Source organism: Kitasatospora sp. NPDC088351, assembly GCF_040685575.1.
Taxonomy (GTDB): domain Bacteria; phylum Actinomycetota; class Actinomycetes; order Streptomycetales; family Streptomycetaceae; genus Kitasatospora.
In genome coordinates, this window is the sequence record NZ_JBFBIL010000005.1 from 78,983 (window position 1) to 103,247 (window position 24,265).

24 protein-coding genes and 1 pseudogene are annotated in these 24,265 nt (G+C 72.3%); 16 read left to right on the forward strand and 9 right to left on the reverse strand.

Going from position 1 to position 24,265, the window contains the following annotated elements; all coding sequences use genetic code 11:
• The first annotated feature begins 191 nt into the window (after positions 1 to 191).
• Positions 192 to 863, forward strand: coding sequence for an ATP-binding protein (locus tag AB0P06_RS05500; protein WP_363605280.1), 672 nt, complete (start codon positions 192 to 194; stop codon positions 861 to 863).
• A 42-nt stretch (positions 864 to 905) separates the two neighbouring features.
• Here the strand turns inward: AB0P06_RS05500 and AB0P06_RS05505 are convergent, their stop codons facing one another.
• Positions 906 to 1,820 carry an LPXTG cell wall anchor domain-containing protein gene (locus tag AB0P06_RS05505; RefSeq protein WP_363605281.1) on the reverse strand — a complete coding sequence of 305 codons (915 nt, stop codon included), beginning with the start codon at positions 1,818 to 1,820 and terminating at the stop codon, positions 906 to 908.
• A gap of 114 nt (positions 1,821 to 1,934) precedes the next feature.
• Between AB0P06_RS05505 and AB0P06_RS05510 the strand changes: the two genes are divergently transcribed.
• Together AB0P06_RS05510 and AB0P06_RS05515 are read left to right on the forward strand one after the other, a co-directional pair.
• Positions 1,935 to 2,165 (forward strand): hypothetical protein, encoded by a 231-nt coding sequence (locus AB0P06_RS05510; RefSeq protein ID WP_363605282.1) that lies wholly within the window; start codon positions 1,935 to 1,937, stop codon positions 2,163 to 2,165.
• A 28-nt stretch (positions 2,166 to 2,193) separates the two neighbouring features.
• The gene (locus tag AB0P06_RS05515) at positions 2,194 to 3,609 is read left to right on the forward strand and encodes an amidase (RefSeq protein ID WP_363605283.1); all 1,416 of its coding nucleotides are present in this window, start codon (positions 2,194 to 2,196) and stop codon (positions 3,607 to 3,609) included.
• On the opposite strand, the gene AB0P06_RS05520 is transcribed toward AB0P06_RS05515, so the two are convergent.
• On the reverse strand, positions 3,594 to 4,259 hold the full coding sequence (locus AB0P06_RS05520) for a TetR/AcrR family transcriptional regulator (protein ID WP_363605284.1): 666 nt from the start codon (positions 4,257 to 4,259) through the stop codon (positions 3,594 to 3,596). The two genes, AB0P06_RS05515 and AB0P06_RS05520, sit on opposite strands and share 16 nt — an antisense overlap.
• A gap of 185 nt (positions 4,260 to 4,444) precedes the next feature.
• Between AB0P06_RS05520 and AB0P06_RS05525 the strand changes: the two genes are divergently transcribed.
• The 3 genes from AB0P06_RS05525 to AB0P06_RS05535 all read left to right on the forward strand — a co-directional run bounded on the left by AB0P06_RS05525 (position 4,445) and on the right by AB0P06_RS05535 (position 7,099).
• A complete protein-coding gene (locus AB0P06_RS05525) occupies positions 4,445 to 5,311 on the forward strand; it encodes an alpha/beta hydrolase (protein ID WP_363605285.1) in 867 nt (288 codons plus the stop codon).
• Positions 5,308 to 5,931 carry a TIGR03086 family metal-binding protein gene (locus AB0P06_RS05530; protein ID WP_363605287.1) on the forward strand — a complete coding sequence of 208 codons (624 nt, stop codon included), beginning with the start codon at positions 5,308 to 5,310 and terminating at the stop codon, positions 5,929 to 5,931. The genes AB0P06_RS05525 and AB0P06_RS05530 overlap by 4 nt, the downstream gene beginning before the upstream one ends.
• A gap of 346 nt (positions 5,932 to 6,277) precedes the next feature.
• On the forward strand, positions 6,278 to 7,099 hold the full coding sequence (locus tag AB0P06_RS05535) for an integrase (protein ID WP_363605288.1): 822 nt from the start codon (positions 6,278 to 6,280) through the stop codon (positions 7,097 to 7,099).
• Between the two features lie 42 nt (positions 7,100 to 7,141).
• On the opposite strand, the pseudogene AB0P06_RS05540 reads toward AB0P06_RS05535, so the two are convergent.
• A pseudogene (locus tag AB0P06_RS05540) lies at positions 7,142 to 7,816 on the reverse strand (pirin-like C-terminal cupin domain-containing protein); the annotation flags it as partial.
• A 14-nt stretch (positions 7,817 to 7,830) separates the two neighbouring features.
• Between AB0P06_RS05540 and AB0P06_RS05545 the strand changes: the two are divergent.
• Positions 7,831 to 9,546: a recombinase family protein gene (locus AB0P06_RS05545; RefSeq protein ID WP_363605289.1), complete on the forward strand. Its 1,716-nt coding sequence runs from the start codon at positions 7,831 to 7,833 to the stop codon at positions 9,544 to 9,546.
• A gap of 264 nt (positions 9,547 to 9,810) precedes the next feature.
• Here AB0P06_RS05545 and AB0P06_RS05550 read toward each other — a convergent pair whose 3' ends face one another.
• The 3 genes from AB0P06_RS05550 to AB0P06_RS05560 all read right to left on the reverse strand — a co-directional run bounded on the left by AB0P06_RS05550 (position 9,811) and on the right by AB0P06_RS05560 (position 12,332).
• Entirely contained in the window at positions 9,811 to 10,419 is a 609-nt protein-coding gene (locus AB0P06_RS05550; protein WP_363605290.1) for an excalibur calcium-binding domain-containing protein, read from the reverse strand.
• 105 nt (positions 10,420 to 10,524) lie between these two features.
• Positions 10,525 to 11,220, reverse strand: a complete 696-nt coding sequence (locus tag AB0P06_RS05555; RefSeq protein ID WP_363605291.1) for a hypothetical protein — start codon at positions 11,218 to 11,220, stop codon at positions 10,525 to 10,527.
• A gap of 554 nt (positions 11,221 to 11,774) precedes the next feature.
• A complete protein-coding gene (locus AB0P06_RS05560) occupies positions 11,775 to 12,332 on the reverse strand; it encodes a helix-turn-helix transcriptional regulator (protein ID WP_363605292.1) in 558 nt (185 codons plus the stop codon).
• A 241-nt stretch (positions 12,333 to 12,573) separates the two neighbouring features.
• Between AB0P06_RS05560 and AB0P06_RS05565 the strand changes: the two genes are divergently transcribed.
• From AB0P06_RS05565 to AB0P06_RS05580, 4 genes are all read left to right on the forward strand, one after another.
• Positions 12,574 to 13,509, forward strand: a complete 936-nt coding sequence (locus AB0P06_RS05565; RefSeq protein WP_363605293.1) for a DUF2637 domain-containing protein — start codon at positions 12,574 to 12,576, stop codon at positions 13,507 to 13,509.
• Between the two features lie 427 nt (positions 13,510 to 13,936).
• A complete protein-coding gene (mobC, locus tag AB0P06_RS05570) occupies positions 13,937 to 14,500 on the forward strand; it encodes a plasmid mobilization relaxosome protein MobC (protein ID WP_363605294.1) in 564 nt (187 codons plus the stop codon).
• Positions 14,497 to 16,266 (forward strand): relaxase/mobilization nuclease domain-containing protein, encoded by a 1,770-nt coding sequence (locus AB0P06_RS05575; protein WP_363605295.1) that lies wholly within the window; start codon positions 14,497 to 14,499, stop codon positions 16,264 to 16,266. The genes mobC and AB0P06_RS05575 overlap by 4 nt, the downstream gene beginning before the upstream one ends.
• Positions 16,267 to 16,778: 512 nt before the next feature.
• Complete coding sequence (locus tag AB0P06_RS05580; RefSeq protein ID WP_363605296.1) at positions 16,779 to 17,729, forward strand: hypothetical protein; 951 nt, start codon at positions 16,779 to 16,781, stop codon at positions 17,727 to 17,729.
• Between the two features lie 26 nt (positions 17,730 to 17,755).
• Here AB0P06_RS05580 and AB0P06_RS05585 read toward each other — a convergent pair whose 3' ends face one another.
• The 3 genes from AB0P06_RS05585 to AB0P06_RS05595 are packed head-to-tail and all read right to left on the reverse strand — an operon-like array spanning position 17,756 to position 20,149.
• Positions 17,756 to 18,118, reverse strand: a complete 363-nt coding sequence (locus AB0P06_RS05585; RefSeq protein WP_363605298.1) for a hypothetical protein — start codon at positions 18,116 to 18,118, stop codon at positions 17,756 to 17,758.
• A 4-nt stretch (positions 18,119 to 18,122) separates the two neighbouring features.
• Positions 18,123 to 18,722: a GNAT family protein gene (locus AB0P06_RS05590; RefSeq protein ID WP_363605299.1), complete on the reverse strand. Its 600-nt coding sequence runs from the start codon at positions 18,720 to 18,722 to the stop codon at positions 18,123 to 18,125.
• Positions 18,723 to 18,745: 23 nt separating this feature from the next.
• The gene (locus AB0P06_RS05595; RefSeq protein ID WP_363605300.1) at positions 18,746 to 20,149 is read right to left on the reverse strand and encodes a hypothetical protein; all 1,404 of its coding nucleotides are present in this window, start codon (positions 20,147 to 20,149) and stop codon (positions 18,746 to 18,748) included.
• A 379-nt stretch (positions 20,150 to 20,528) separates the two neighbouring features.
• Between AB0P06_RS05595 and AB0P06_RS05600 the strand changes: the two genes are divergently transcribed.
• Genes AB0P06_RS05600 through AB0P06_RS05620 form a run of 5 tightly spaced genes read left to right on the forward strand, consistent with a single transcriptional unit; the run spans position 20,529 to position 24,080 of the window.
• Positions 20,529 to 21,362 carry an aspartyl/asparaginyl beta-hydroxylase domain-containing protein gene (locus AB0P06_RS05600; RefSeq protein ID WP_363605302.1) on the forward strand — a complete coding sequence of 278 codons (834 nt, stop codon included), beginning with the start codon at positions 20,529 to 20,531 and terminating at the stop codon, positions 21,360 to 21,362.
• Positions 21,363 to 21,398: 36 nt separating this feature from the next.
• Positions 21,399 to 22,271, forward strand: a complete 873-nt coding sequence (locus AB0P06_RS05605) for a hypothetical protein (protein ID WP_363605304.1) — start codon at positions 21,399 to 21,401, stop codon at positions 22,269 to 22,271.
• A complete protein-coding gene (locus tag AB0P06_RS05610; RefSeq protein ID WP_363605306.1) occupies positions 22,268 to 22,867 on the forward strand; it encodes an LOG family protein in 600 nt (199 codons plus the stop codon). The genes AB0P06_RS05605 and AB0P06_RS05610 overlap by 4 nt, the downstream gene beginning before the upstream one ends.
• Positions 22,864 to 23,415: a phosphoribosyltransferase family protein gene (locus AB0P06_RS05615; RefSeq protein ID WP_363605307.1), complete on the forward strand. Its 552-nt coding sequence runs from the start codon at positions 22,864 to 22,866 to the stop codon at positions 23,413 to 23,415. The genes AB0P06_RS05610 and AB0P06_RS05615 overlap by 4 nt, the downstream gene beginning before the upstream one ends.
• A complete protein-coding gene (locus AB0P06_RS05620) occupies positions 23,412 to 24,080 on the forward strand; it encodes an HAD family hydrolase (protein WP_363605308.1) in 669 nt (222 codons plus the stop codon). Before AB0P06_RS05615 ends, AB0P06_RS05620 begins: the two co-directional genes overlap by 4 nt.
• Positions 24,081 to 24,265 lie beyond the last annotated feature (185 nt).

The window sequence follows — 24,265 nt, forward strand, 5'->3', positions numbered from 1 at the left end:
GGGCAGGGTGGGAAATCCCTACGAATGCCCCGTTCGGTCCCGCGTGCACGCCCCCGCGTGCGCCGCTCGGCACAGACCACGGCGGCAGTCCATCCGCCGAACGGGCGGTAGCGGACCTTCGGCACGGTTCACCACCGGAACGCCCGGAGATACCTAGTTGTATGTGGAGCCGCAGCCAGGAGGGACTTCCCGTGGACATCTGGTGGACTCTGCACCTCAAACGCGACCCGGCCAGCGTGCCGCTGGCGCGGCGGATACTGCTGGGCGCCATGGCGGCGGCGGGCGTCGATCCGCAGATCGCCCAGGACCTCGGGGTCGCGCTCAGCGAGGCCTGCGCCAACGCCGTCGAGCACGGGGCCGGCGGCCGACCGGGCGAGGGCTTCCAGGTGACCGCCTCGATCGGCGGCGACCGCCTGCGGATCGAGGTGACCGACTCCGGCCCCGGCCTGCCCGCCTCGGCCCTGCCGGCCTTGCCGCCCCTGCCGTCCGCAGTGCTGTCCGCGCCGCCGTCGCGCCGGCCGACCGCTCCGCCGTCCCGCCCGGCCGCGCACCGGCACAGCCGCCGGGGCCGCGCCGCCGTCCCGGCCCGCGTCCTCACCGGCCACCGCGTCCGCCACGCCGACCGCCCCTACGACACCCATGTCCTGCCGTCCTGCGGACCGGCCGACGCGGTGCCCGGCCTCCGCCCGGTCGACCTCGACACCCTCCCCGACCTCACCGCCGAGTCGGGCCGCGGCCTCTTCCTCATCCACGCCCTCACCGACCACGTCCAGCTCCGCAACCACCCCCTCCGCGGCGCGATCGTGAGCTTTGACAAGATCCTCCGGTGGCCGGACGACACCCTGCTCCGGTCGGTGTCGTAGCGCGGCTCCGTCCCGGCCGGTCCGCCGCGGGCGGCGCCGGGGTCAGACGTCGGTGCGGGGGCGGCGGCGGGCGAGGAACAGCAGGGCGGCGCCGAGGGCGAGGGCGGCGGCGCCGGTGAGGGCGATCGGACGGGTGCCGGTGCCGGCGCCGGTGTCGGCGAGGTGGGCGGCCGGGGGCGTGGTGGCCGGGCCGGTGGACGCCGGGGTGGTGGCCCCGGTGGCGGGGGCGCGGTCGGCGACCATGAGGGTGCCGGTGGCGGAGCCGGTCAGCTGGGGGCAGGTGTACTTGCGGGCCGGGGCGGAGCCGGACGGCAGGGGCTCGGTGAGCGCGGCGAAGGCGAAGCGGTACTGACCGAGCGGGGCCTTCGGGTCGGCGGCGATCCGCAGCTGGAGGGTGAGCTTCTCGCCCCGGGCGAGCTGGAACGTGCCGGTGTCCAGCGGCTTGCCGGTGAGCCGGACGGGCTTCCAGTCGGAGCCGGGTGCGCGCAGCCGGAGGTCGAAGGAGTCGGCCGGCACCGTGCCGGCGTCGCCCTGGGCGGTGAGCGTCAGGGCGGTGGCGAGCTGTCCGATCGTCGCCGTGCTGCTGTTCTCGAACACCGCGGTGATCTCCTGGGCCTCCCCGCCCGGGACGAGGACACCGGCCGGTCCGGTGACGGTGGCCGGCATCGGGGACTGCGTCACGCCTTCCGGGCAGCCCGGGATGGTGGAGGGTGAGCCGGGCGACTGCGTGGCCGTGGCCGTGGCCGTGGTCGTGGCAGTGGCAGTGGCGGACGGACCGGCGGTCGCGGTCGCCGACGGGCTCGCGGTGGCCGACGGACCGGCGGTGGCCGTGGCGGTGGCGGTGGGGTTCGGTGAGGCGTCGGCGGCCAGGGCGGCCGCCGTGCCGGTGGCCGTCGCGCCGACGGTGAGCACGAGCAGCGTGGACGCGGCCAGCAGGCGGGAGGTGCGCACGGTCATCGCTCCAACGGTGGGTTCGGTGGACGGTCTTCGGGTCGGAAGACCACCGAGAGGCGCGAACGGTTGTCCGTACCCCCGGTTGCCGGTGCCGCACGGCCGCCGGACGATGGGGGAATGATGCACCAGATGCGAGCCGAGTACGGCGCCGACGGCCCGGCCGCCGGGGTGCGGCTCTGGCACATGGTCCGGGCGTCCGAGAGCGTGGCGATGTGCGGCCGGGAGCTCGATCCGGACGCGCCCGTGCGGGAGCCGGCGGACTGGGGGAAGACCCCCGAGCTCTGCTGCCACACCTGCGGCGCGTACTTCCTGCGCGAGACGCCGTATCTGGCCACCGAGCACCCGTGACGCACCGGCCGGGTCTACCGTGACCGGTATGGACGTGATCGGCAGGCAGACGCCCCTGGTCCGGCCCCGGTCACTGGTCCGGGAGGCCGCCGGGCTGCGGGCCGGCGACCCGGACCTGGCGGTCCACGTCGACCGGCTCTGCGCCCGGATCGAGCGGGTGGACCCGCTGGTCCGGGCGTTCCTGCCGGAGTCCGGGCGGCTCCACCGGCTGCGCGCCGAGGCCCGCGCGCTCGCCGCCCGCCACCCCGACCCGGCGACCGCGCCGCCGCTGTACGGCGTGGCGGTCGGCGTCAAGGACATCGTCCATGTGAACGGCCTGCCCACGCACGCCGGTTCGGCGCTGCCGCCGGGCGTGCTGGCCGGGCCGCAGGCCGCGGTGGTGGACCGGCTGCGGGCGGCCGGGGCGCTGGTCGCGGGCAAGACGGTCACCGCCGAGTTCGCGGCCAGCGCCCCCGGTCCGACCCGCAACCCGCACGACCTGGGGCACACCCCGGGCGGGTCCAGCAGCGGTTCGGCGGCGGCGGTCGCGGCCGGGCTGGTGCCGCTGGCGATCGGCACCCAGACCGTCGGCTCGGTGATCCGGCCCGCCGCCTACTGCGGGGTGGTGGGTTTCCGGCCGACGTACGGGCGGATCCCGATGGACGGGGTGATCCCGAACGCGCCGAGCTTCGACACCCTCGGCCTCTTCACCGCCGACCTGGCGGGCGCCGTGCTGGCCGCGCCGCTGCTCTGCGACGACTGGCGGGCCGACGGCTGGCCGGTCGACGACTGCCAGGCCGACGGCAACGGGCTTGCCGGCGAAGGCCGGTGGACGGGCGAGGGGGCCGCGCCGCCGGTGCTGGGGGTGCCCGTCGGACCGTACCTGGAGGCGGCCCGGCCGGAGGCGCTGAAGGCCTTCGCGGAGCAGCTGGAGCTGCTGGCCGCCGAAGGACTGACGGTGCGCCAGGTCGATCTGCTGCCGGACATCGCGGAGTTGACCCGGCAGTTGCAGACGGTCAACCGCTTCGAGCTGGCCCGTAGCCATACCGACTGGTTCACCCGATTCGGCGGCCTCTACCGGCCGGAGACGGTGGCGGGCATCCGGCACGGCCAGAGCGTCGCGCCGGAGGACCACGAGGCGGCGCTGCGCGCCCGTGAGCACTTCCGTGACCGGATCGCCGAGGAGACCGGGCGGGCCGGGGTGGACCTCTGGCTGGCGCCCTCCGCCACCGGGCCGGCGCCGCTCGGGCTGGACAGCACCGGCGACGCCGTGATGTCGCTGCCCTGGAGCTACGCCGGGCTGCCCGCGCTCAGCCTGCCCGCCGGGCCGGCGGCCGGCGGTCTGCCGCTCGGCCTCCAGGTGGTCGGCGCGGCCGGCGCCGACGAGCGGCTGCTGGCCCAGGCGGCCGTGCTGGAAAGGGCGTTGGGCCGGGTCCGGGGGGTCTCGGGTCAGGGCGTCCGGTAGGCGTCGCCCTGAGCGAGCACGGGTGTCGCCGGGTCGGTGGCGTCCGCCCGGAGCAGGCGCAGGGCGGCCAGGGCGGCCCGGTCGTACGGCGTCGCCTCGTCGAACAGCACGGCCTGTGAGTTGGCCGTCTCCAGGACGGCGACGAGACAGAACGCCAGCCCCTCCAGGTCGGCGTCGGCCCGCAGTTCGCCGGTCGCGCGGGCCTCCGCCAGGGTACTGAGTACCAGGGCGTGCCACTCCCGCGCGCAGGCGGCGAGGGCGTCGCGCACCGGGCCGGGGCGGGCGTCGTATTCGGCGGTCACCTCGAAGAAGAAGCAGCCGCCGGGGAAGACCCTGGCCCGCGAGTACGCCAGCCAGCCCTCGCAGAGCCGGCGGGCCCGGTCGAGCCCGGGAGGGAGGTCCGCCACGGGCGTGATCACGGCGTCCGAGAAGATCCGCCGGGCGGCCCGGACGGTGGCCAGTTGCAGCTCCTCCTTGGAGCCGAAGCCGGCGAACACCCCGCTCTTGCTCAGTCCGAGGTCGGTGGCGAGCCGGCCGATCGACAGCGCGTCCAGACCCTCGACGGAGGCGATCTCGACCGCGCGGCGCAATACCGTCCGGCGGGTCTCCTCGCCGCGCAGGACCCGTCCGTCCGTGGTCGAACCGGCCACCGTCCACCTCGGTCTCTCGTCGTGTTCCGTGCCGCCAGGGTAGCGGGGCGCCCGTGCCGCCCGGCCCGGAAGAGCGGAGGAAGGGCCGGGGGCGGCCCTGAAAATGTACGAACGGTCGTGCTAATATCCTCGCGAGTTCGGCCCCCGCACCCAGGCACGCCCGTCAGACCCGACAGGGAGACCCCATGGACCCGGCCGTCGCACTGATCCGCACCACGCTCAACACCACCTCGCTGCTCGCTCCCCGGCTGGCCGGGCGCGGCGCGTTCGAGCTGTTCCGGCACCCGGTCCGGCGCGGCCGGCTGCGCGAACGCGAACGCGACGTCCACCGGCAGGCCGCCACCGAGCGGCTCACCGTCAACGGCAAGCGCGTGGTCGTCTACCGCTGGGGCGACGGCACCCGGCCCGTCCTGCTGATGCACGGCTGGCAGTCCCGGGCCTCCCGCTTCGCGGCCTACGTCCCGCGGCTGCGGGCGCTCGGCCTGAGCCCGGTCGGCTTCGACGCCCCCGGGCACGGCGAATCCGGCGGCCGCGCCACCACGGTGCTGGAGTACCGCGAGATCGCCGGGCGGCTCCAGGAGCGGTACGGCGACTTCGAGGCCGTCGTCGCGCACTCGCTCGGCGTCGCCGCCGCGTTTCTCTCGCTGCGCGAGGGCCTGCGGGCCGGGCGGCTGGTCGCGCTCTCCGGGGTCAGCGAGTTCTCCGGCCTGCCCACCGCCTTCTGCGCCGGCCTCGGGCTGAACGCCCGGATCGCACGGGATCTGCGGCGCCGGGTCGGCGGGGAGATGTTCGCGGGCGTCGACGACGTCTGGGAGTACTTCGACGCCGCCCGCCGGCCCGAGGAGATCGGGCTGCCGATCCTGGTGGTGCACGACGAGGGCGACGACGTGGTCGGCCTGGACCACGCCCACCGGCTGAAGGCCGCCTACGGCGACCGGCTCGAACTGCTGGTCACCCGGGGGCTGGGCCACCGCAGGATCGTCGCCGAACCCGCCGTCGTCGACAACGCCGTCGGCTTCCTGGCGGCGCGCCAGGAGGTGGCATCCGCATGAAGGTGCTCGAACTGCACGCCCGTTCCCTGGAGTTGGCCGCCGAGGTGGTCGACGCCGTCCGGCCGGACCGGTTGGCGCTGCCGACGCCCTGCGCGGGCTGGACACTGGGCCGGCTGCTGGCGCACGCGGTCGGCCAGCACCGGGGCTTCGCCGCGGCGGCGCGCGGTGCCGGCCCGGACCTCGCGCTCTGGGCGGACGCGGAGCTCGGGGGCGACCCGGCGGGCGCGTTCCGGCGCTCGGCGGACGAGCTGGTGGCCGCGTTCGCCGGGGCGGCCTCGGCCGGACGGGAGTTGTGGCTGCCCGAGATCCGGGCCGGCGGCACCTTCCCGCTGCGGCAGGCGGCCGGCTTCCAGTTGCTCGACACGCTGGTGCACGGCTGGGACGTCGCGGCCGCCCTGGGGGCGCCGTCGGGTCTGGTGGCGGCGGTGGAGGCCGACCGTCCGCTGGCCGCGGCCCTGGTGGCGGTGGCGGAGCTGGTCCCGGCCGAGCCGCAGGACCGGGGGCCGGGGCGGGCGTTCCGCGAGCGGCGCGAACCGGGCGGGCTCGCCGGGTCCGCCGGGCCGTTCGACCGAGCGCTCGCGCTGCTCGGACGGGACCCGGGCTGGACGCCCGCGGCCTGAGCGCCTGCGCGGGTGTTTTCAGCGGTCGTCGCGCCGCTCGTCGGGGAAGCGGGGCCCGCCGATCAGGAACAGCAGCGCGGCGGTCGGAAAGCCGGTCGAGGCGGCCAGCAACACGATGAACTGCCAGACCATCCCGTGCTCCTCGTCAGTCCCGGGCCGCCGGAACCCCCGAAGGAGATCCCAAACCTGACAGGCCCTGATCGGCCGAATTGTCCACTCGATATCCGACGGTATGGCCGAATCACCCCGGCTGCCACCGGACGCCGGGCGGCCAGTGCCCCGTCGTCGGCGCCACACCGGTGCAGCGGTCCGGGCACGGGCGGCGGACGGCGGCCACACTGTCGGGATGCAGGTACAGCTCGCAGGGGAAGCACAGCGGCCGGACCGGGAGAACGAGGACTTCGCGGCGGTCTCGCCGGAGGCGTTCGTCCTGCTCGACGGTTCGAGCACGCCGCCCGGCCTGGAATCCGGCTGCCGCCACGGCACCGCCTGGTACGTCCGCCGGCTGGGGGTGCATCTGCTGGCCCGGCTCACCGACCGCGCGGACCGCTCGATCGCCGAGTGCCTGGCCGACGCCATCGTGGAGACGGCCGCGCTGCACGGCGGCCGCTGCGACCTCGCCCACCCCAACACGCCCGCGGCCATGGTGGTCGCGGCCCGGCGGCACGGCGCCTCGCTGGAGTACCTGGTGCTCGGGGACTCCCTGCTGGTGCTGGAGCCCAAGGACGGCCCGCCGAAGGTGATCGGCGACAACCAGCGCTTCCCGGACGGCGAGGAGCTGCGCCGGCAGGTCTGGTCCGCCGTTCCCGGCTCGGTCGAGCGCGCCGCGCTGCACCTGGAGTACGCGCTGGCCGTCCGGGCCGTGCGGAACACCGGCGACGGTCCGTGGATCGCGGCGGCCGGCCCGAAGGCCGCCCAGCACGCCGAGACCGGCTTCGTCGGCCTGGACCGACTGCACGCGGTGGCCGCGCTGACCGACGGAGCCGCGCGCTACACCGAGCGCTTCGGCCTCGGCGGGTGGGCGGACGTGCTGCGGCTGCTCGCCGAGTCGGGCCCGGCCGAGCTGATCGCCCGGGTGCGGGCGGTCGAACGGTCCGACGCCGCCTGCGAGCGCTGGCCGCGCGGCAAGACGCACGACGACGCCTCGGCCCTGTACGCCGTGCTCTGAGGCCTCAGGGCTTGGGCGTACAGGGCCGGGGGAGGTGCCGGGTCAGTCGACCGGGTGGCCGAACGAGCCGGACTGGAAGTCCCGCATGGCCTGCTCCAGTTCGCGGTGGCTGTTCATCACGAACGGTCCGTACCAGGCGACCGGCTCCCGGATCGGCTGCCCGCCCAGGACGATCACGTCCAGGTTGGGGTGCCGGGAGTCCTGCTTGGCGTCGGCGGAGATGGTCAGGGTGTCGCCCTCGCCGAACACCGCGGCCTGCCCGGTGTGGACCGGCCGGCCCTCGGCGCCGACCGTGCCGTCGCCGTTCAGCACGTACACCAGCGCGTTGAAGTCGGGCCGCCACGGGAGGGTGACCTGCGCGCCCGGGGTGATGCTGGCGTGCAGCAGGGTGATCGGGGTGTGGGTGGCGCCCGGACCCTGGTGGCCGTCCAGCTCACCGGCGATCAGCCGGAGGATCGCGCCGCCGTCCGGGGTGGAGAGCAGCTTGACGTGCCCGCCGTGGATGTCCTGGTAGCGCGGTGCGGTCATCTTGTCGGACGCCGGGAGGTTGACCCAGAGCTGGATGCCGTGGAACAGGCCGCCGGTCAGCACCAGCGACTCCGGCGGGGTCTCGATGTGCAGGATGCCGGAGCCGGCCGTCATCCACTGGGTGTCGCCGCCGCCGAGGTGGCCGCCGCCGCCGTGCGAGTCCTTGTGGATGAACTCGCCGTCGATCAGCCGTCATCTCCGGTATGAACGTTCACGCCGGCGTCTACGCCCGTCAGTCCGACGCGCGGGAGAACGGGAGCGAGACGTCCACCACGACCCAGCGCGAGAAGGGCTTCGAGGAGGCCCGGAAGCGTAACTCCGTGTCCATCAGCTACTTCGAGGACCTCGGGATCTCCGCCTTCACCGGTGTGGAGCGACCGGACTTCGAGAAGCTGTTGAAGGCGTGCCGAGAAGGCCGGATCAACCTGCTGATCGTCTACTACATCAGTCGGCTGTCCCGCCTCGACCCGCTCGACGCGATCCCGATCGTCGTGGAGTTGCTGAACCTCGGCGTGACCATCGTCAGCGTCACCGAGGGTGAGTTCCGCAAAGGCAACATGGTGGATTTGATCCACATCTTCATGCGGCTCGACCAGTCCCACAACGAGAGCAAGAACAAGAGCATGGCCGTCAGCGGGGCCAAGGCCACCGCGCGCGAACTCGGCGGCTACCTCGGGGGCAAGGCCCCGTACGGGTTCGAGCTGAAGGCCGTGACCGTGTTCACGGCGGACGGCAAGCCGATCGTCATTCAGACCCTGGTGCACACCGCGGACGAGCCCGAGGTCATCCGTGGCTGGTGGGCGACGATCAAGCGGCACAAGGACGAGCCCTACGACCCCAAGCGGCGGAGGCACCCCGGATCGCTGGGCGGGATCGTCAACAGCATGAACAACGAGGACATCGTGCCTACGCGAGGGGCGACGCACGGGAAGCTGACCAAGGACAGCGCCTGGGACACCAAGACCGTCAAGCGCATCCTGCGTGACCCCCGGATAGCCGGGTTCGCCGCCGTGCCGGTGTACAAGGTCGCGGAGAACGGCAAGGTGACGAGCCAGATCGAGAGTTACCGCATCCTGCGCGACCCCGAGACGATGCTTCCGCTCCGGATCTACGACCCGATCATCCCGTCGGAGGAGTGGTACGAGTTGCAGGAGTGGCTCGACAGCCGAGGGCGTGGAAAGGGCCTGTCACGAGGTCAAGCCCTGTTGTCCGCCATGGACCGGCTGTTCTGCGAGTGCGGAGCGGTGAAGACCTCGCACGCGGACTCCAACGCGATCAAGCGGTCGTACCGGTGTCGTCGCCGCAAGATCCTTCCGGGGCAGCACGCCGGCGACTGCACCATCAGCCAGGCTGCTCTGGACGACCACGTGGTGAGGAGCGTCTTCGCGCTGCTGCGCGAGGTCGAGCACGATCACGAGGCGCTGGCCGTGCTGGCGGAGGCCACCCGTCGATTCGGCGTCGCCAACGAGAAGCCAGAGCGGGTCCGGGAGCGGTCGATGCTGGTCGCGGAGCGGGCCGACGCTGCGCGGGCGCTCGAGGAGCTGTACGACGACCGCAAGGCAGGTGGCTACCGGGGCGACATCGGCCGGCGTCGGTTCCTCAGCGAGGAGTCCGCACTGCTGGCCCTGTTGGAGGCGGCGGAAGAACGAATCGCGGTGCTGCAGGAGGCCATCACGCCGGTGATCCCCATCGCCGAGTGGCTGCCGCAGGACACATCGGCGGACCCGATCGGCCCGGGCTCCTGGTGGCACGGCGCGGACATTGCCGAGCGCCGGAAGTTCATCAAGTTGTTCGTGGACCGGATCACCGTCTTCAAGTCCAAGGAGCGTGGCGGACGGGCACCTGTTCAGGAGCGGGTGAAGATCGAGTTCGCCAAGCGGAACGAGTCGGCCGACGAGAGCAGCGGCCGGAAGCTGTAGCAGTCGACACAGAACAGGCCGTGCCCCCGAACGGAGATGTTCGGGGGCACGGCCATGTCTTGCGACCGGCTGAGATCCAGCCAGGGTGCCCGGGCGCCAGCCCTGCCAGCCGGCGATTTCCGCGCCCACGGTGGGGCGGTAGGGCACCACGGTGGGCGCACCTTGCCCATCATGGCGCGCGCGTTGGGCCTTCTATCCCTGGCTCAGCTCGTCTAGGAGGCTGGACGCGGACCAGCGGGTGGGAGTGCCGGTGGCGATCAGTGGCTACTTCTCGCAGGCGATCCCGTCGCCGTCCCGGTCCAGTGCGGGGCGGTAGCCCGGCTGTCCCCGGTAGATCGGAGCGGCGCCGGCAGCCTTTGCTTCCGTGCAGTTCTTGTAGTAGGCCGCCGGCGGCGCTGCAGTGGGCTCGGACTTGGGGGCGGTCTCGGGTGCCGGAGTCACAGCGGGTCGCGGAGCCTCGGCGACGGCCGGTGCCGTGGGGTGGGGCTGAGCCGGAGCCGGGTTCTCTTGAGCCGGGGCCGGGTTCTCCTGGGTGGGGATGGGCAACGGCTCGGGCGGTGCGGTGGTGGGCTCGGCCGTGGGGCTGGGGCTGTCGCTGGGAGTCGCCTCCGGACTGCTGCTCGGCGGGGCGGTGGTGATGACGGGGGCCGGGGTGTCCTTCTTGGCCGGGCCGGTGATCGTCCCAATCCAGAAGAGCGACATGAACACGCACCACACGGTGAGCAGCACCTTGGCGACGACGTGCACGCGGCGCGACCGCCACGTCATCACGGCGGCGATCGGGGGAAGGAAGATCAGCAGAGCGATCCGTACCAGTCGGTTCCTCGGGGTGCGCTGATGGGGATGAGCGGACGGCGGCTGGTACGGCTGCACTGCGGATCCTCTGGTTTTGTGGAGATACGGTGATCGCATTCTCCCGTATCGACACGACCAGGCGGTCGCAGCAGCACACCAGGTCGACTCCCACGCCGTGGGGCCCTACTGAGCAGAGGGCCGCACGACTGTCAGCCGAGGTGTCCGAAAAGAAAGCTCGATGCCGCCGGTGGCCGGAACAGTGATCAGTTCGAGAGCCAGTTCACAGCGGGTTTCGCCCACAGCCTCAGCGAGCTGGGCACGGACCTCGGCCGCCGAGTCGGCGAACAACCGCGAAGGTGACCGGAACTCGAACCGACCGAGGTACCGGTGCCCGGCGAGCCGGAAGCTCACCGTGGTGTCCGGTTGAGGGGCTTGCAGGGCCTTGGCGAGCGCGGCTCGTTCGTCTGGTGCAGTAGGGCAGCCACACACCGTTCCGTGCCGGTCGGAGGGAGACAAGAATCGCTCCCCGTCGCAGTGGTGGATCAGCCCCTTCGGGCCCCACAGCCGGAACTGGGTCGTGACGGAGTCCGCGCTGTCGAGAACGATCGGCAGCACGGGCGAAGTAGTGATTAGGTCGGCGAGGGCGCCGTCAGTCATCGGCACACCGCCGAAGGCGCGGGCGACCGCCTCGGCGATCTCCTCCGTGGTGTCCGTCAGGCGCCAATTCGGCAGTGACTCGGGCCGGTTGCCGACCCGTCGACCAGTGTGGAACTGCCCAGCAGGTGGAGGGGTGGCTACAGCGCATTGCTCGCGTGCGCCGTGAACCGGTGCGGACGGGATGGTGACGTGGGGATTCCGCGCTACGGCGGTGATGGGCATGGGTCTCCTGTCCGGGGTCGGTTCCCTGGCGGGCAGCGCGAAGGGGCCGATGACGATGTGGGTGGTGTTGGGGTGGTGTTCGCTCCAAGCCGGGAGCGGAGAGACGCGCCGGCTGCTGGGCGTCGTCGTGAAGCCGGACCACGCGACAGACGTCGGGTGCGGCGGAAAAGCTGCGTCGTAGAGCGGGCAGAGTGGAGTCCTGTGCGCGCAGGCGGCGGCTGGGGAGGACCGTCAGACCGGTCTGGGCGCTCCGAGGGCGAAGGCCGAAGAGGCCGGCCGTGGTGAAGGCCTGGTCGCCGTGCGGGGAGCGGTGGTGGTGCGGCGCTTGGTGGGCGGCACGCGGTTCCTTCCTCGGTGGCTGGTGGGCTGCAACCCTGCACCGGGGTCGATCGTCGTGGATGGGCGGTTCGTGCGGTCGGTGGCCGCGTGGGGTGTGACGTTAGCTCTGCTTCCCGGCCGCGCCAAGTGGCGCTTCCGTGGTGCAGTGGGGACTGTAGACGGGGTCCGGCTCGCTCCGAAGAACGATCATGGTCGCGTCGTGGATCGGCCGGTGACTACTCCTGCGCGGCGGCGTCCGACGGCTTCTCGGCCTGCTGGAAGGCCGGGTAGCGCAGGAAGACCATGGGGCTCTCGCGGACGGGGCCGCGGCGGCGGTTCTCCTCGGCGATGGCGCGGGCGATGCGGTTGTTCAGCTCCTGGGCGTGCTGGGGGAGCATCGCGTTGTACTGGTCGACGGCCTTGAACACCGAGCTGGTGCTCTGCATGAGGTCGAGCAGGAAGCGGTATCTGGCGACCACCTCAGTGGTGAGCTGGGTGATGTGCTTGTCGGAGGAGGACTCGGGCGGGCCGAGGAATTCCTCCAGCGGCAGGTCGAAGACCTTGGCGAAGCCGATCGCCTCGTCGAGGTTGATCCGGCGGCGGGGCTCGCCGCTCTCGATCCGCCAGACGGAGGACTGGTTCATCGGGTAGCCGGCAGCAGTCATCCGCTTCGCGAGTTCGCCCGTGCTCCACCCCAGGTACTCGCGCTCCAGGCGGACCCGTTCGGCGGCGTGTTCCTCGCTCAGCGAGGGCGGCGGCGGTGGGCTTTCCGGAGTGGCCGGCTGCTCGGACATTCGATTCACCTCGCATCGATGAGTGATGGCATTTGCATGAGAGCGAGGTCGACTATAGGGTGATCCGCATAGGATCGCAAGTCGATGCAAAGTGCATCGCCTGGGGTCTCTGCTCGCGGAGACGGCGAAGGCCCCCGGCGCTACCAACGCCGAGGGCCTGAAAGGTCCCCAAAACCGCCCATCCACGACGATCGACCCCGGTGCAGGGTTGCAGCCCGAGCGCACCGAGGAAGGAACCTGCGTGCTCCAGCGTACGGTGTTGCCCACCGCCGACGCAGCCGTCCGGCTCAGCCCCCTTGTTGTCTCCCGTCCCCGTGCCACCTTCTGGGACCGCCTCGCCGTCGCCTTGATCGGCCTGGCCGGCTTCGCCCTGTCCTTCGACGCCCTCCAGCAGATGGCCGTCGCGATCCACGTACGCGGACCGCTGACGTACGTCTTCCCGTTCACCCTCGACGGCTTCATCGCCTACGGCGTGCGCGCCCTGCTCGTTCTGCGCGCCGCTCCCTGGACCGCCCGGGCCTACGCCTGGCTGCTGTTCGCCGGAGCGACGGCGGCGAGCGTGTGGGCGAACGCCCTGCACGCGGTCCGGCTCAACCACGTGCTCGACGACGGCGGCCAGCTCCGGCTCGGGGACGCTGCGGTCGGCGTGCTCGCCACGCTCTCGCCGATAGCCCTCGGCGGGGCGGTCCACCTCTACATCCTCATCGCCCGGCACATCCCGGACGGTCCGGTTGCTGATGGCGGACCGTCCGGCGGGACTTCTGCCGACCCCCTGCCGCCGGCCGTCGATGAGCCGGACGGTCCGGTCGTGACCGGACCGGGTTCGGCGCCACGTGATGCCGACGGCCAGCCGTCCGCCGGGACGGACGGTCTCCAGGCGGAGGGGGCGGCGGAACTGCCTGGCCCCGAGAAGCCGGCGGACGGTCACCGTTCGGACGACGGCGAGGAGGTCCGGACGCGGCGGACCGGGCGGCCTCCGGGTGCGTCGATGGACCGGCTGCTGGAGGTTAGCCGTCCGGCGGTCCGGGCGCACGGGCGTCCCAGCCGTCCGGTCGTCGAGCGCGCGGTCCGCGAGGCCAACCTGCCGCTCGGCAGTACGCGCTTCACGGCTTTGATGGACGAACTCCGCAAGGAGTTCCCCGACGATCAGGTCCGCCAGCACCCGCCGGTCGACTGACCGGACGGTGGTGACCGACCGGCCCGGTCCGGTCGGTCACCACGACTTCTGCCGATGCGCGGAAGTCTCCCCGCTCGCCGGTTCCGCCTGCGGTCGATTCCTGACCGGACGGGACCGGCCGCTCTCCCGTCGACCGCGCGGTTCCCGATACCGAGGGGCCGCCAGCCCCTACCAACGATGTTCGGCACCGCCAAGCCGGAACCTGCGCGGATACTGCCTCCGCTTCCCACACACCCCCGTACCCGAGGACCATCCCCTGACCGACATCCGACCCACAGCGTGTCCGCACCCGGCAGGCGCCATCGACTCCGTCGACCGCAACGAGGCCGACCGCCCGCAGGCCGACAGCGGAGCAAGCAAGTGGCTGCGCCCGTCCTACGGACGGTCGCAGCCGGAGGCCCCCGCCCAAGGGGGCGAGGGCCGACCGGTGTTGCCGCGCGCGAGGGCGCACGCGGCAACACCGACCCAGTACTGCGAGGGCGCGGCACAGGGAGAGGAGAAGCCCGACACCCTCGCAGCATCGCCCGCTGCCCCGCGCCCGCTGCGCGCTACCGAGATCGCCGCGAAGCGTCGAAAGCCCAAGCGCCGTACGCGCGATGCCGCGAACCTGAAGAACGCCAAGATCACGGTCCGCTTCAACCCCGACGAAGCCGCGGTCCTCCGCCAGCATGCTGGCGAGCGGGGCATCTCGGTCTCCGCCTACATCGCCCGCAAGGCCCTGGCCGAAGACGGCAGCCTCGCCGACTCCCAAGACGAGCAGCTGGACGCGGCGATCGACGAGCTGGCCGAGACCCGTAAGCAGCTCGCGGGCATGGCCCGGAACATCAACCAGATCGCGCACCAGGGCCACATGGGTATCGCCCCGGAACCCGGTCCGGTCCGCGACGTCTTCATCGCCGGGACGGTGCTGTCCGTCGCGGTGCGCGAAGCGGTGGCGGACATCGACCGTACGGGGATGCGGCTGGCGAAGGCGAAGGCCGGTCGCAGTTGATCAGCAAGCCGGTTCGTGGCAGCAACACCCTTGGCGCGCTGCAGTACCTGTACGGGCCGGGTAAGACCTACGAGCACACCGACCCGCACATCGTCGCGTCCTGGGACGGCTTCGCGCCGGACCCGGGGCGCGACCCGGCGGCGACCCTGGAACAGCTGAGGGATGCCCTCGACCTCCACGTCGTCCGCTACCAGGCGAAGAGGAAGTTCGAGAAGCACGTCTACCACCGACCGGTCCGCGCTGCCCCCATCGACCGGATCCTGACCGACGAGGAATGGGGCGACATCGCCCGCCGGGTCGTGGCCGCCGCCGGCATCGCCCCCGATGGCGACGAAGACGGTTGCCGCTGGGTGGCCGTTCGCCATGCCGACGACCACATCCACATCCTGGCCACGATGATCCGCGCCGACCTCACCCAGGCCGAAATCTGGGGAGACCAGTACCGCGTCGAGGACGAACTCACCAAGATCGAGCGCCAGTACGGGCTCAAGGACCTCTCCGACACCCGGACCCGCGAGTACCGGAACGCGATCCCCAAGCGTGCCAAGGGCGCCGAACTGCGCAAGGCCCAGCGCCTCGGCCGGGAAGGCACCGACCGTGACCGCCTGCGTACCGCCGTCCGCCAGGCGCTTGCCGGGGCCGCGGACGAGGAGGAGTTCACCGCTCGGCTCGCCGCGAAGGGCGTGCTCCTCGGCGTGCGCCGGGCGCCGTCCGGCGACGTGACCGGCTACAAGTTCGCGCTCACCGCCGACGACGAGACTGAGCCGCTCTGGTTCTCGGGGAGCAAGCTCGCCTCCGACCTCACCCAACCCAAGATCCGCGCCCGCTTCACCGCCGGCATCGACCAGCCCACCCACCCCGCGCCCGAAAGCACCACCCGGACCGCCATCGGCCGCCATCGGGCCAGCACCACTGTCGAACTCGCCTACCCGGCCTTCGATGACGAGCACGATGCCGCCCGCGCAGAGGCGGTGATCCGAGGCGGCCTCGAAGTCCTCGACACGCTCGCCGCCACCAGCCCGACCCTCAGCAGGAAGGAGATCAACCAGGCCGCACGGGCCCTGGAGTACACCCGCATCGCCCACACCCGCGCAGCCGACACCGACCTGCGCACGATGCGCTCCGCCGCCCGCGAAATCCTCTACGCCGGCCCCAGCACCGGCCGCGGCGAGGACGGCACGGCCGCCGCCACGATCCTCTCCAGCCTCGTGCTGCTCGTGATCGTGATCGCCAAGTGGCATGCCGCCCAAGGCCACCGGCACCAAGCCGAAGCCGCCCACGCCGCAGCAGGACACCTGCGCGCCGCCTACTTCCGGCACGCGGCCAAGTCGATCGCCCACCTGACCCTCGAAGGCCGGCTCCTCCCGAAGACCGCCCAAGACCGGCAGGCCGACGCCATCCGCCGCACCCTGCCCGCCGACCAGGCAACCCGCCTGCTCGCCGAGGACAACTGGGCAGCCCTCGCCGCCACCCTCGCCCAGGCCGAAGCGGCCGGCCACGACCCGACCGTCCTGCTCACCCACGCGGCCGGACGACGCGAACTGGCCACTGCGGACTCGCCCGCCGCCGTGCTCACCTGGCGCATCCGCCGCGACGCGGGCCTACCCGCTCCGGCGCTGGCAGCCCCCCAGGACGAACTGCGCACCCGCGCAGCCCTGTCCAGGACCTCCACCCGTCGCACCATCGACCCCGCAGCGGGCACAACCGGCCCACCGCCCACGCCACCGGCGCCGCCAGTGTCCGGGCCGTATCGCCCCAAGCGGTAATCGCCACTTACCAGGCCGGGGTGGGAGCGATCCCACCCCGGCCTGGCGGGCCCGAGCATTGCGCCGTCCTCCATGAAGACCCAGACCGCTTGTCCGGTGCCGTCGTTCGCCGAGTGAACGGGTGTGCTGTTCTCTCGATGAACGGCCGCCGTGTTCACCGGGCGAATCGATAGTTCTGTTCAGAGTCCGAACGACGGGGCTGTTCAGTTTCTGAACGGTCGCCCTGTTCAGAAACTGAACAGTGGCTTCTCGGTAAACGTCCATACCCGTGGAACACTCCGGGGTCCTTACCGTCGAACCGTGAGATGGCGGGCGGTGGGAACACCAACTGGACTTTCACCTTTGCCGTTTGGAGATCGAGTTGAGCCGGATCGAGTGTGATGCTGATCGCTCGCCGATCGTGTCGATCTTCGAACGGCGTGTGTGCTACGTTCCGTGGTCCAATCGAAAATAGGCGACCCCGGCAGCGCGCCAACGCTCCGGGGTCCGGCAACAGGAGTCTCAACCTCCCGATGCGCGTCCATCGTAGCGCCCACGTGCGCAACTTCACCGTGCTGCCCAACGCCGTCCTGCAGTACCGACGGCTCTCCTACACCGCCCGCGGCCTGCTCGCGGACCTCCTCTCCCGGCCCGACGGCTGGCGCGAGGACGGTCGGCACATGGCCGACACCAGCCCCCAGGGACGCGGCGCGATCCGCAAGGCTCTGAAGGAGCTGACCGACGCCGGCTTCTACCGGGTCGAGAAGATCCGCATGGCCGACGGCACGATCATCACCGAGACCCACGTCTACGACACCCCGCAGCTCGCGGTGCCGGGTGCCACCCGTCCGGTCGCCGGTGAAGCGACCACCGGCGGTGCTGACGCCCTTGTAAAGGACCTGGTGAAAGAACCCACCCTCCCTGCCGACCGCGTCGACGGCCAGGTGGCCGACGACGCAGTGGAGGAACCGGGCGGGCGGGAGGATGAGCGGCAGGAAGCCGATGAGGCTGCCCCGCTGCCGGACGAGCAGGTCCGTGCGGCGGTTGCCATGCTCTTCCGGGCAATCCGCCCCGAACCGCGCCTGCGCCTCGGTGAGGCCGAGGCCCGGAAGCTCGCCCCGCTGGTCGCCCAGTGGCTGGAGCGCGGCGCGAGCGACGCTGACCTCGCCCAGGCTCTGCTGCCTGGCCTTCCCATCCCGCTTCACTCGGCAGCATCGGTGGTCCGCTACCGCCTGGAGCACAAGATGCCGCCTGTTCCAGCCCCTGCCCGCCCCACAGCGGCCCGCTACGCCGAGTGCGCTATCTGCCACGACCCCGTGCCGCAACCGGGCATCTGCCGCCCGTGCGCCGGCCTCGGCGAGCGCAAGCCCACTGTCGGGGGAGGGGAAGCGGTCGCCCGTGGCGGAGCGGCCCGTGCCCGGGCGGCTCTGCGGGCTACCCGACCGATCGGGCTGGGCCTCGGCACGCTGGTCCCGGTCGGCTGACCGGCGCGTCCGTCCGGCGGCAGGCGCTACCGGGGGATCAGCGACCAGCGCGAACGGCGGTGCCGCCCCGGGCGCCTTGTAGCTGCCCGGGAGCCTCCGCCCTGCGGGGTGGGCTGGGTCGAGCAGGGCGGCTCGTCGTTGAGCAGGATCGAGCGCCAGACCCGTTCCTGGAGTTCGCGGATGCAGGGTTCGCAGGCGTACATGGGTGCCTGGGCGCCGGCGACGTGAGCGGGGCCGATCCACAGGACACGGGTCCACTGCTGGCCGCAGTACAGCCAGCAGAAGCCGTCGACCCAGGTGTTGCCGTCGTCGGTCGCGGGCGGGTCGGGTACGTCGCCGCGGGCGAACCCGGCGATGCCGGGGATCACGATGTGTGGCTCGGGCAGCATGGGATCACCTGCCCGGACTGTGTCCGCCGTCGGCTTCGGCAGCTCCGTCGGAGCCCACTCCGTCGATCGGCGCCCACTCGTGTTCCAGGATCGAGTAGGTGATCGAGTCGCGCCAGGCTCCGTGGACGAAGACGTGGTCGCGGATGCGTCCGTCCTCGGTCATTCCGGCGCGCAGGAGGGTGCGTGCGGAGGCTTCGTTGAGCGGGGAGCGGGCGGCCCAGATGCGGTGCAGGCCGAGGACGTTGAAGCCGAGCGCGCACAGCAGGTGGACGGTCTCGGTGCCGTGGCCCTTGCCCCACGCGGCCTGGTGGAGGGCGAAGCCGATGGTGGCGGCCTGCTGAGGCTCGGTGGCCAGGCGCGCGTAGCCGATCAGCCGGTGTTCGCCGAGGAGGGTGACGGCGAGGCAGTACTCGTCGCGCGGGGTGGCGTGCGCGGAGGCGATGGAGCGGGCGGTGATCGCCTCGACCTGCTGGCGGGTGCGGGGTTCGAAGCTGAGGTGGCGGGTGGCCTCGGGATCGCCGTAGATGGCCAGGAGGTCGTCGGTGTCCTCGGCTTCGACCTCGCGCAGTGCCAGGTTGGGGCCGGTCAGGTGAACTGGGGTCATGGCTGCGGAGCCTATCCGCGGGGTCACCGGACGAGGACCGAGGTCGGGGTGGCGGTGAAGGCCTCGATCTCCTCGCGCAGACCGGCCGCCGCGCCGCTGCCGCTGCGGCGGCCGTCGCCGTGCAGGGCGGCGTGGACGCGCTGGGCGCTGCTCACGATGCCGAAGTTCCGCTGCTCGACGGGGAGGTCGAGAACCGGACGGACAGCCTCGGCGGCGCCCTCGATCTCGCCGCGGGCGATGCGGGCCAGTGCGAGGTCGGTCTGGGCGCCGGCCTGGTCGCCGAAGGCCCACTCGTCCTCGGAGGCGCTGCGGTAGGCGGCGACGGCCGCTTCGGACTGGCTCTCGCCGAGCGCGGCGTCCTGGCCGAGCTGCACGGTGGCCTCGGCGACGTAGTACAGCTGGCGGGGCACCGGGAAGGTCATGATGCCGCCGAAGGCGTCGAGGTCGTCGGGTTCGACGGTCGCGCGGGCGCCCTCGGCCTGCTGGATGGCCGCACGGGTGGCCTCGCCGTCGCCGAGGAGGGAGTGGGCGCGGGCGGAGAGGCAGGCCAGCCAGACGCCGGTGGTGCCGTGGACGTCGCCAGCCACGCTCTGCCCGAGGGCCGCGTACTTGGCGGCCTCGCCGGGGCGGCCGGCCCAGTAGGAGATGAGCGACTGGAGCGAGCGTACCCAGGCACGCATGGCGTGGTGGTCGGCGTTGTCGGCGCAGACGAAGGCGGTACGGGCCTGCATCATCGCGGCGCTCGGGTTGCCGAGGTCGTGGCTGGCCTTGGCGAGCATGCCGGAGGTGATCCCGGCGAGCAGGTACAGCTCCCGGGCCTGCAACGGCTTTACGCGGCCGTGTTCCAGCAGCCGGAAGGTGAGGTCCTGGACCTCGACCAGGTCGCCGAGCAGGGTCGGCAGTGCCAGTTTCGGGTAGGCGGCGGTCAATCGCCGTACCTCGTCGTGGATCTGGCCCAGGGTCTCCGAGCCGATGCTGCTGCCCTCCGCCATCGCGGTGAACCGAAGTGCGCGACGAGCCGCCATCATGACCTGCCTTTCCAATTCCGTGGTGCCCGCGTCGAAGCGGGGTTCGCTGCTGGACGGGCCACCGGCAGGCAGTGCCGCTGCCTGCTCGGGTGGGAGGAGGACAGGGACCGGCCGTGGTGGCGGGACGACGAACGAGGTGGTGCTGGCGTGCGCGGGGCCGGCCGGTGCGGGGGCGAGGAGTTGGTCGACGCCGACGCCGAACATGGCCTCCAGCACCCGGCACTGGTCCGGGTAGGGGCGGGTCTTCACCGCTCCGCCGTACCAGCGCTCGAACTGCCGCTTGGAGACCGACAGTCCCCGGAGCCGGGGGTCGCGTTCCTGCTCGGCGGCCGAGTTCGCCGTCGCCTCGAACCGAAGGCGGAAGGTCTCGTAGACCTGCCAGTGTCGCTGAAGCGTCAAAACCCTTAGGAGTGTGGGAGTTTCAGCCACCGCGGATCATCTCCGTCCCCGTTCGTCTGCTCTGACGATAGCCATGGTTCCTCGACAGGAAACCCGTTCGAGGCCGTACCGGACCAGATGGCGGCGGCCATGACGGCAGTCATGACGCACACCGCCATGACGCCGGTCTCACCGCCCTCAAGGCGACGGGATGGCGACGGCAGCCGTGTCGTATCGGTGCCGCACCCGGCGCCGCCATCCTGAACGCCGCTTCGCTGTCCGTGCATCGTCGACAGCGAAGCGTGAGATCAAGGGCGCTGGGACCGGCGCCCGATCGACCCCATCCAGCACCACGTGCATTCCGGCTCGCCATGCAGTGAGCCGGCCCGGGAGGGAACCGATGGACAGCACCCTGATCGCTCTGGCCGGGCAGATCGCCCAGCTGGACGCCGTGGACTCCGCCCATCTGGAGCGGATGCGCCACGAGGCCCTGACCGCCCAGGCGCCGTGGAAGGCGGAGTACGGCGCCTACCAGTCCGGCGGCTGGTGGACCACCTCGCTGATGAACGCCTCCGGCGACGCCGCCGACGTGACGATCGGCGACTGCGCCGCCAAGCCGACCGACCTGCTGGGGCGGATGCCGGCCACCGCCGCGTTCCTGGCCGACCTCGGCCTGAACTTCATGGGGGTGCGGCTGGCCCGGCTGGAGGGCAACGCCTTCCTCTGGGAGCACCGCGACTACGACGAGCTCCACCAGGTCGAGCGGCACCGGCTGCACGTCCCGCTGCACACCAACACCTCGGCGTTCCTGGTCACCGGTGGCACCAAGGTGCATATGGCCGGCGGGCGGATCTGGCGGCTCACCCCGACGTACGCCCACGGGGTGTGCAACCTGCTCGGCCCCGACCGGATCCACTTGATCGCCGACGTGTACGCCGACGGCGCCTACCGGCACCTGGCCCGCCGGCCGGCGCTCAGCCCGACGGTCGCGGAGCCGTTGCCCGTCGCCGACCAGACGGTCCTCGCGGAGCGGCTGGAGAGCGCCCGCAACATGGCCACCCTCGGCTACACGGAGGCGGCCGAGCGGATGCTGCTGCGGCTCTTCTACACCTACGCCCTGCCGGAGGGCACGGCGTACGACCTGATCGCCGAACTGCACACCTCCCTCGGCGACATGGAGGCCGCGACGCGCTGGGAGACCGCCAAGCGCCGCCTGCTCGCCCTCCCCGCCTGATCCCAGCCCGCACCCACGCCCGGAAGGAAGAAGCGCATGCCCACCCTGCAACTGGCGGCGATCACCCAGGCCAACCGGCCCGCACAGCTGCCGCTGCTGTCGAAGCTCGCCGACATCCTGGCCACCTCCCTGTCGGTGACCCACCTGATGGTCCGCGGCTCCTTGGCCCACGGCACCGCCGACCGCCTGTCCGACGTCGACTTCGTCGTCGGCGTCCACGACGCCCAACTCCCGGCCTTCGTCGAGGCGCTGGACACCCTGATGCCCGTCGAGGCCGGCGCCCTGCTGCCCGGCTGGCGCGACACGATCGTCGCCGACCTCGGTGGAGTCGGGATGGTCTTCCTCGTCCCGGACGAGGGGAAGCTCCACCAGATCGACCTCTACGTCGCACCGGCCTCCCGGATCCCGCGGCTGCAGGCGATGGTCAGCACCGCCGTCCTCCTCGACCGCCGGTCCGGACCGGTTGCCGCGTCGGACATCGCGGCGGCCGAGAGCTTCGTCGCCGCCTTCGCCGCCCGGCCGCGCTCCTGCACCGAGCTGCTGATCGAGCACCTGGTGCTGGCCGTGCTCCTGCACAAGCGGATCCGGCGCGGCCAGCGGTTCGTGGCGTACTCCGAGTGGCACCGACTGCACACGGCGACGAAGGACCTGATCAAGACGGCCCTGGCCCCGGCCTCGCGGTACTGGGGCTGGTACCAGCTGCGCGAGGAGATCGCCGTCACCCCGATCGGCCGGGCCTGCCTGGGCGACCTGGATGCGGCGATCGGCGGCCCGGCCGTCCCGGAGGCGGCCGACGTCACCGAGGCGATCGAGCGGGTGCTCGCCCTGACGGAGCGGGCCTGCCCGCAGGCGCTCGACGGTCTGCGGGACGCTGTCGCCGCCTACCGCACCTACCAGGAGCTGGTGTGAACGCACTCCACCTCGCGGGCCCGGCCGCCAGCCGGGCCCGCGAGGGCCTGAGCGCCGTCTTCTTCGGCGGCGTCGTCCCCACCTCGCACGAGGAGGAGACGCTGGCCGAGGAGATCGGCCGGAGCTTGGCCCAGGCCGGGTACCAGCTCCTGCACGGCGGCTACAACGGGCTGATGGAGGCCGCCGCCCGTGGAGCCGGAGGCCAGGGAGCCACGGTCACTGCCGTCACGCTGATCGGCAAGCACGACGAGTGGGGCGCGTTCAACCCGCACACCACCCTGTCCGTGCACCTGCCCGACCCCGGTGCCCGGCTCAACCACTACCTGGAGAACGCCGACCTGATCGTCGCCATGGGCGGCGGAGTCGGCACCCTCCACGAGCTGACCGCCGCCCTCTACTACGCGACCGTCATCCGGCCCGTCCCGGTCTGTGTCGCCGGACCGGCAGCACTTCGGCTGCTCGCCTTCCTGCGCGAGGAGCGCTGGCTGTACGAGGCCCCGACCCGGCCGCTCGGCTTCCTCGCCACCGCGGAGTCCGCCGACGCCTTCCGCGCCCACCTCGCCACGCTCGACACCGCCCCGATCGGAGGAGCATGACCACCCGCACCCCGCCGGCCGGCCTCGCCGCCCGGCTCGCCGAAACCGCCTGCGTCGACGCCCCGTTCAAGCTCGCCAACGGCACACAGCTCGACGCCTACTTCGACGAGTACCGGATGGCCTCCGACCCCGCGCTCCTTCGCGACACCGCCACCGCCCTGGCCGGCCTGGTCCCCGATGACGCCCAGGTGCTCGCCGGCATCGAACTCGGCGGCGTCCCCCTCGTCGTGGCGCTGTCCGCCGCCACCGGCCTGCCCGCAGTCTTCGTGCGCCGCAAGCCCAAGAGCTACGGCTCGCGACACCAGGTCGAGGGCCTCGCCATCGACGGCCGCCGCACCGTACTCGTCGACGACGTGGTCCGCTCCGGGAGCCAACTGCTCCACATGGCACGCATCCTGCGGATGACGGGCGGACCGGTCACCCACGCCCTGTGCGTCCTGGAACGCCCGCTCGGCGGCCGGGCTCTGCTCGCCGACCACCGCGTCACCCTGCACTCCCTGCTCACCGAGGCCGACCTGCCGACGCCCCGGACGGGTGGTGCCGCGTGAAGCGGGCCGTGCTCTTCGACCTCGACGGCGTCCTCGTCGACAGCCAGGCCGCCCAACTCGCCACCCTGGCGGGCTACGCGACCTCGGCTCTCGGCAGGCGCGTCACCATCGCGGACCTCCCGCCCGCCGCCGCGATCACCCCGCACGAGTACGTCCTCTCCGACCTCGGGCTGGACGGGCCGATCAACGAGGACGGCTGGGCGGCGGCGAGCGCCACCGCCACCCTGACCGCCGAGGTGTTCCCGTACGTCGCCGAGACCCTCGCGTCGCTCCGCGAGGCCGGCGTCGGCACCGGTGTCGTCACCCTGCGAAGCCGCGAACGGGTCAACTGGCTTCTGCCGCAGGACATCCTCGACCAGCTGGACACGGTCGTCTGCTACGAGGACGCCCAGCCCAAGCCCGCCCCCGACGGCGTACTGCTCGCCCTCGACCGGCTCGGCGTCACCCCGAGAGCGGGCATCTTCGTCGGTGACACCGAGACCGACATCCACGCCGCGCACGCCGCGGGCGTCACCGCCGTCGGCGCCGGCTGGGGTTTCGCCGGCCCTGAAGCGCTCACCCGGGCCGGAGCCCACCTCGTGATGCCCCGCGCCGACCACGCCGCCTTCGTCCTGCCCCTCCTGGTCGGCATCGGCCGACAGGAGGACAACTCCAAGCGATCTTGACCCCGGACCCGCTACTGTTGGTGGCGCAGTCGCAGCGGACCGTTGCGTCCCATGTCGGCTGCGCCACCTCAGAGCGACGGATACCGGAGTCATGGTCTACACCGTGGGGGCGCGAGCTATCTGCGCCGAGCTGGAGAACTGAGAACCACTCAGTCCTCGTTCTCGGCCCGGCTCGGCGTGTGATC

What these genes read in the sequence shown, in the direction of transcription:
- AB0P06_RS05515 (WP_363605283.1), top strand. Translation starts at nt 2,194, where the DNA reads ATGGACGTGATCGGCAGGCAGACGCCCCTGGTCCGGCCCCGGTCACTG.
- AB0P06_RS05505 (WP_363605281.1), bottom strand. Translation starts at nt 1,820, where the DNA reads ATGACCGTGCGCACCTCCCGCCTGCTGGCCGCGTCCACGCTGCTCGTG.
- AB0P06_RS05555 (WP_363605291.1), bottom strand. Translation starts at nt 11,220, where the DNA reads ATGCCCATCACCGCCGTAGCGCGGAATCCCCACGTCACCATCCCGTCC.
- AB0P06_RS05615 (WP_363605307.1), top strand. Translation starts at nt 22,864, where the DNA reads ATGACCACCCGCACCCCGCCGGCCGGCCTCGCCGCCCGGCTCGCCGAA.
- AB0P06_RS05600 (WP_363605302.1), top strand. Translation starts at nt 20,529, where the DNA reads ATGGACAGCACCCTGATCGCTCTGGCCGGGCAGATCGCCCAGCTGGAC.
- AB0P06_RS05580 (WP_363605296.1), top strand. Translation starts at nt 16,779, where the DNA reads ATGCGCGTCCATCGTAGCGCCCACGTGCGCAACTTCACCGTGCTGCCC.
- AB0P06_RS05530 (WP_363605287.1), top strand. Translation starts at nt 5,308, where the DNA reads ATGAAGGTGCTCGAACTGCACGCCCGTTCCCTGGAGTTGGCCGCCGAG.
- AB0P06_RS05585 (WP_363605298.1), bottom strand. Translation starts at nt 18,118, where the DNA reads ATGCTGCCCGAGCCACACATCGTGATCCCCGGCATCGCCGGGTTCGCC.
- AB0P06_RS05590 (WP_363605299.1), bottom strand. Translation starts at nt 18,722, where the DNA reads ATGACCCCAGTTCACCTGACCGGCCCCAACCTGGCACTGCGCGAGGTC.
- AB0P06_RS05605 (WP_363605304.1), top strand. Translation starts at nt 21,399, where the DNA reads ATGCCCACCCTGCAACTGGCGGCGATCACCCAGGCCAACCGGCCCGCA.
- AB0P06_RS05510 (WP_363605282.1), top strand. Translation starts at nt 1,935, where the DNA reads ATGATGCACCAGATGCGAGCCGAGTACGGCGCCGACGGCCCGGCCGCC.
- AB0P06_RS05535 (WP_363605288.1), top strand. Translation starts at nt 6,278, where the DNA reads ATGCAGGTACAGCTCGCAGGGGAAGCACAGCGGCCGGACCGGGAGAAC.
- AB0P06_RS05525 (WP_363605285.1), top strand. Translation starts at nt 4,445, where the DNA reads ATGGACCCGGCCGTCGCACTGATCCGCACCACGCTCAACACCACCTCG.
- AB0P06_RS05560 (WP_363605292.1), bottom strand. Translation starts at nt 12,332, where the DNA reads ATGTCCGAGCAGCCGGCCACTCCGGAAAGCCCACCGCCGCCGCCCTCG.
- AB0P06_RS05545 (WP_363605289.1), top strand. Translation starts at nt 7,831, where the DNA reads ATGAACGTTCACGCCGGCGTCTACGCCCGTCAGTCCGACGCGCGGGAG.